Raw genomic sequence first — 910 nt, forward strand, 5'->3', positions numbered from 1 at the left:
GTTATATTCATTACTGAATAACATCCCTATGTTATCACCCTCTGGATTTTCAATAAGTCTTGAAGTTCCACCGTATTTCGCAACATAATTTCGCGGGGTATATGTATCGCCATTTTTAATTTGTTCAGTTAACCCTTTTAAATGTGAAACCTCATCCGCATTCCCAGCATTTTGTGCCTGTTCAATAACATAGTTTAAACTATCCATCTCACTTTCTACTGTATCGCTCATCTGTCCAATGCCAATATATGCTTCATATTTTTCAGGAGCTTTGTTGGCAGCCTGTATTCCAATATATGTACCATAAGAATGGCCTATTAAAATTACTTTTTCTTTGCCTAGACGTTTTGAAACGTAATCCGTCATAGCTAATAAATCCTCCACGAGTAGATCTGATGAAAGGTTAGAATAGTCTTCAAAGAAATGATACGATTTTCCACTTGCTCTTTGATCGTAATTGACAACCGTGAATTTCTCTTCCAATAAGTCTTGGTATTTTTGAGCATATGGTATTTCCGAAGAACCTGGTCCACCATGTACAAAGATAATAACTGGATTACTCTTATCTTTGCCGCGTATCATAATTTCATGACCAGTTCCATTTATCTCTACTTGTTCTAATGTACTTATACTGTTTTTGACCTTTATTTGTGAGGTCCATGTAGGAAATACCAACGCTATGATTAGTAATAGTATAGTAATGACTCCGATAAGTTTTATTAATTTTTTTATCTTCCTCATACAACGTTTCCTTTCCTTTAAATTTATAAAAATATCAATTCCATCTAAATTTGTTTGTACATTATTAGTCTCCCATACACTTCTTAACTTTCCACTACATAAACCCTTAACATTTCCTTAATTTTCTATATATTCATTACAGAAAGACTTGAAAACATCTCGCATACAC

The 910-nt window shown here is 33.4% G+C and carries 1 protein-coding gene; it reads right to left on the minus strand.

From position 1 onward, the window contains the following. On the minus strand, positions 1-741 hold a 741-nt coding region (locus AC1DTM_RS29005), incomplete at its 3' end, for an alpha/beta fold hydrolase (protein WP_477001545.1). Positions 742-910 lie beyond the last annotated feature (169 nt).

The sequence above is a fragment of the Bacillus sp. P4_D3 genome, from assembly GCF_056401855.1.